Origin of the sequence: Alcanivorax sp. (assembly GCF_051117345.1) — a bacterium.
Classification (GTDB): Bacteria; Pseudomonadota; Gammaproteobacteria; order Pseudomonadales; family Alcanivoracaceae; genus Alcanivorax.
In genome coordinates this window covers 1-5,414 of sequence record NZ_JBNPEC010000194.1, presented here as the reverse complement: position 1 = coordinate 5,414, position 5,414 = coordinate 1, and the positions used below count along the sequence as shown (strand labels likewise).

Sequence of the window (5,414 nt, the reverse complement as noted above, 5' to 3'; positions counted from 1 at the left end):
TGGGCCGGGGCAAGCCGGGCACCCGGGGGGAAGAACAGCTCCACGCAGTGGAAGACATTGTCGCCGGCAAACGTCCGGCCGAACGCGATACCCTGATGGATATCGCCGGCGCACGGCTCTATGTGGAAGCCACCCTGGCCGGTATCAGCGGCGGCGATCGTCGCGGCAAATCCTATGCTGGCGATCAGGGCGATATGCCTGGCCACGTGGGCCAGGCCATGGATGCGGTACTGCGAGAATGCCGTGCCGGCCTGGAAGAGGCCAAGGACGGCATCGTCGAGTTCATTGCCTCACAATGGAACCCGGAGCACCTGGGCCCGGTGCCGGAACGGCTTAATGCCGTGCGCGGCGGCCTGGAAGTCATCCAGCTCAGCAAGCCTGCGGTGATTCTGCGCCAGTGCGTGCTCTTCATTCAGGAAAAGCTGCTTGACGCCGACCAGCCCAAACCGGACTGGCGCAGCATGGACACCCTGGCCGATGCCATCACCTCGGTGGAATACTATCTGGAACGTCTCAGCGACGACCCGGAAACGACCGACGATATCCTGCAACTGGCCCGTGCCAGTGTGGACGCTCTCGGTTACCCGCTGGACCAGGGCAGTGATTTCGGCGATGACCAGTTCGAGGTGGAACGCATTGAGCTGGACGCAGAGGCCCGGACTGACAGCCACACCGTCGACGAGCCGGAGTCTTTGCATCCCGAGCCTGATGCCGACATTACCGACGACCACCTCGGCGACGACGACCTGAATGAAGACGTCTCCCTGGAACAGGCCTTCGACGACAGCGACGATGCCGCGCAGGACGGCGCCGACGAGGACGACCGCACTCTCGAAATTACCGGCCTGGCACCCACCGGCCAGGAAGCACAGTCCGCACCGCAGGAATCCGGCGCCGAGCCACAACCGATCGCCGAGAGCCACTCTGCCGACGACGATGACGATCTGATCGATGACGAAATCATCGAGATCTTCCAGGAAGAAATCGGCGAAGTCCTGGACGCACTGGATCAATACTTCCCGCGCTGGGCCGCCAACACCAGCGATGAAGAATCCCTGGTGGAATTCCGCCGCGCCTTCCACACCCTGAAAGGCTCCGGCCGCATGGTCGGTGCCAGCACCGTGGGTGAGCTGGGCTGGTCCGTGGAAAACATGCTCAACCGGGTCATTGACCGCAGCATTGAACCCACCGCGGTGCTGATTGCACTGGTACAGGAGGTCCGCAACCGCGTTCCTGCCCTGGTGGATGCCTTTACCCTGCGACAACCCGATCCGTTCGATGTGCAACCGCTGGCCGACGCCGCCGACACCCTGGCCGCCGGCGGCCAGATTGATCAGGTGCCGGCCATCACTGGCAGCGAGAGCAACAGCGCTGATAACCAGGCCGACGTTGCTGCATCCGGCGATGACACGCAAAGCGACGACACGCTGGAAATCACCTTGCCCGCCGACAGCGAATCGTTCGCGGACACCGGCGCGGACAGTGACGACAGCCTGTCCGTGGAAGATCTGGCTGCTTTCAACGACGCCGCCGACGATAGCGATGCCTACCTTGCCTGGGAAGACAACGACAATGCCGATGATGACGTCATCGAATTCAGTCTGCCTGACGAAGAGGCACCCGAGCCGGCCAGCGAAACCGCGTCAGCAGACAGCGACAACGCCGACAACGGTATCGACAGCCTCGCCGACATCCCGGACATGAGTGACGGCGACAACGCCACAGCGGATGCCGACAGCGAGGAGGGACCCGACCCGGTGCTGCTGGAGATCTTCGCCAGCGAAGCCCGTCGCAACCTGGCGCTGATTGATGAGTGGCTGGACACCGTCGACCCGGACTTGTCCGAACACACCTTGGACGATAGCGTCCACCGCGCTCTGCACACCCTCAAGGGCAGTGCCCGCATGGCGGAAATCGAAGCGGTGGCGGAAGTCGCGGAGCCGGCGGAAAAGCTGGTCCGCGACCTGATCAGCAGCAACCGCCGGATAACCACACAGCAGGCCGGGCTGCTGCGGCAGGCTCATCGCCTGGTGCTCAACAACCTGGAACAGCTCGCTCAACCCCACCTGCCCGGCGCCGATGCCCTGATCTCCGCGCTACAGCAACACCGCGACGGGCTGGCCGAACAGAATGACTCCGGCCCGGATCCACACATCCTTTCCGTGTTCCTTTCCGAAGGCATGGACCTGATCGTGGACGCGGAACAACTGCTGGATCAGTGGGCCCAGCATCCAGAACAGACCGAAGAGTTGGTGAAACTGCGCGATGAGCTGCAACTGCTCTCCAGCAGCGCCACCACCGCCGGCCTCAACGAAATTCACGCCCTGGCCGCAGCCCTGGCCGCCTGCTATAGCGCGGTGGAATCCGGCCGCCTGGCCTGCAGCGAGCAGATGCTGGCGCTGGCTGCTGAAGGCCAGGATGCCCTGGTCAACATGATGGACTGCCTGGCCGCCGGCCAGACCGTGCGCCCGGAACTGGGCCTGGTGGATTCCCTTCATGAACTGGCAGAAAGCAGCGGCCCGGACGGCGATGGCCCAGGCCCTGGCGGCCGTTCACCTCACTGGGACGATGCCTTCTCTGACAACAGCGCAGATTCCCCGGCTGTGGATAGCGCCCCGGATACCAACAGCTGGGCCGGCAGTGGTGAATATCAGGCCCACATGGATCCGGAACTGGTCAGCCTGTTCCTGGAAGAGGCCGAAGAGATTCTGGAATCCGCCAGCCAGACCCTGGACCAGTGGGAACAGGGTGATGCCGGCAACGTGGATGGTCTGCAACGGGATCTGCACACCCTCAAAGGAGGGGCCCGCATGGCCGCCGTGGCCCCGGTAGGCGACCTGGCCCACGAACTGGAAAATCTCTACGAAGCTCATCATAACGGCCAGCAACAAACGGACCCGGCCCTGTTTGCCCTGCTGCACCGTTGCCACGACCGGCTCGCCGAAATGATCGACGCCCTGCGCGGCGGCAGAACCCCGGAAGACGCCCCGGAACTGGTCAGCGCCATCCAGGCCTTCCTGCGCGGCGACAGCCCGGCCAGTGATACCCCGAGTTCCAGTGCCACCCTCGACAGTGAACCCCAGGCTCACGAAGCCGCTTCCCACTTTGCCGAAGACACCGGCAGCACCGCGCCCGTTGCGGTTGAGGACGCGCCCGCCTCTCCGGCGCCCCCTCAACCGGAGCGTGACCCGGAGCTGGTAGAAATCTTCCTGGAAGAAGCCGACGAGATTCTGGAATCCGCCGGCAGCAGCCTGGAGCAGTGGATCGGCGAGCAGGACAACCTGATCGAACTGCAATCCCTGCAACGCGATCTGCACACCCTCAAGGGTGGCGCACGCATGGCGGAAGTCAGCGAACTGGGCGATCTGGGCCACGAGCTGGAAACCCTTTATGAAGGCCTGGCGCAAAGCCGCCTGGCCATTGAACCGACCCTGTTCGATCTGTTGCATCGCTGCCACGACCAATTGGCGGAAATGGTAGAGGCGCTCAAGGCCGGCCGGCCGCTGCCCCAGGGCGACACCCTGATCCAGGCCATTCACGGCTATGTGGCCGACCCGGCGGGATTCAGCCTGCCTGCTGTTGCTTCTGCCGCGCCAACGCCCGCAGAGGCGCCGCCACCGGCGCCGACCAAACAGGAAGAACCGGCTACCCGCGAACACGCGGACGACGACTACAGTGACTGGGAATCGGACAGTGATCCGGAAATTCTGGAAATTTTCCTGGAAGAGTCCGATGAGCTGGCGGAAATCATCGATGCCTGCCTGACGTCCTGGAAAGACCATCCGGAAAGCACCGATTTCACCGATGACCTCAAGCGCGCCCTGCATACCCTCAAGGGCGGTGCGCGACTGGCCGGCCTGAAGCCGCTGGGCGACATCAGCCACGACTTCGAAACCTATCTGCTACAGCTGGAAAGGCGCCGCGAGGCGCCCACCCAGGAAGATTTCCAGCCCATGATCAACTGGTACGACCAGATTGTCCGGGGCATGGAATCGGTAGCCCGTAGCGCCCGCCGCCAACCCGCCGCCGCTCCGCAAGAGAGCAGCACGGCCATGGCGCCGGCGGCCGAGAAGCCACAACCGCAACAGCCGAAACAGGATGACCGCCGCCAGCGTCAAAACCAGGCGCAACCCCAGGAAATGGTGCGGGTCGGGGCCGACGTGCTGGAAGCGCTGGTGAACCTGGCCGGGGAAACCTCCATTAACCGCGGTCGGGTAGAGCAGGGGATTTCCGAGTTCACCTTCAACGTGGAGGAAATGGGCAACACGGTACAGCGCCTCTACGAACAGCTGCGCCGGCTGGATTCGGAAACCGAAGCGCAGATCATGTCCAATTATCAGCAGGGCGTGGAACGGGGCGAAATCGACGAAGACTTCGACCCGCTGGAAATGGATCAATACTCCGAGCTGCATCAGATCACCAAGCAGCTGTCGGAATCTGCCTCGGATTTGCTGGATCTGAAGAACACCCTGCTGGACCGCACCAAGGACACGGAAACCCTGCTGCTGCAGCAATCGCGGATCAACACCGAGCTGCAGGAAAAACTGATGCGCACCCGCATGGTGCCCTTCAGCCGCCTGGTACCGCGTCTGCGTCGTATCGTCCGGCAGATTTCCGGTGAAGTGGACAAACGGGTGGATTTCGATGTGCTCAACCCGGAAGGCGAATTGGACCGCTCCCTGATGGAACGGGTAGTCGCGCCGCTGGAGCACATGCTGCGTAACGCCGTGGACCATGGCATCGAAACCCGTGAAGGCCGCCAGAGCGTCGGCAAGAACGACACCGGTCGTATCAACCTGGAACTGGGCCGCGAGGGTGGCGAGGTAGTGATTACCCTGTCCGACGACGGCAAGGGCATCGACACCGACGCCGTGCGCAAGAAAGCCGTGGAACGCGGCCTGATCGCCCCGGACGCGCAACTTTCCGAGCAGGAAATCCAGCAGTTCATCTTCCATGCCGGCTTCTCCACCGCCGCCGCTGTCACGCAGATTTCCGGCCGTGGCGTGGGCATGGACGTGGTGGCCAGCGAGATCAAGCAGATGGGCGGCTCGGTGACCATCGATTCGCACAAGGGGCAGGGCACCCGCTTCATCATCCGCCTGCCGTTTACCCTGGCCATGAACCGGGCCCTGATGGTGAAGGCGGCGGAAGACACCTACGCCATCCCGTTGAACCAGATCGAAGGCATCGTGCGTATCAGCCCCTTCGAGCTGCAGCATTACTTCGAGGAAGACAACCCGGTCTATACCTATGTGGGCCAGGACTACGAGCTGCAATCCCTGGGCAATTTCGTCCATGGCACGCGCAGCCCGCCCCTGGAAAATCACACCAACCCCATGACGGTACTGCTGATCCGCAGCACCGACCACACCGAGTCCCACGTGGTGAACAACCTGGGAGGCCCCCGGGAAGTG

1 protein-coding gene is annotated in these 5,414 nt (G+C 63.2%); it reads left to right on the top strand.

Translation table 11 applies throughout. The features are described 5' to 3' along the window. Nucleotides 1-5,414 (top strand): Hpt domain-containing protein (locus ACFE0K_RS12400; protein WP_434536359.1); only part of this gene is annotated, 5,414 nt, incomplete at both ends.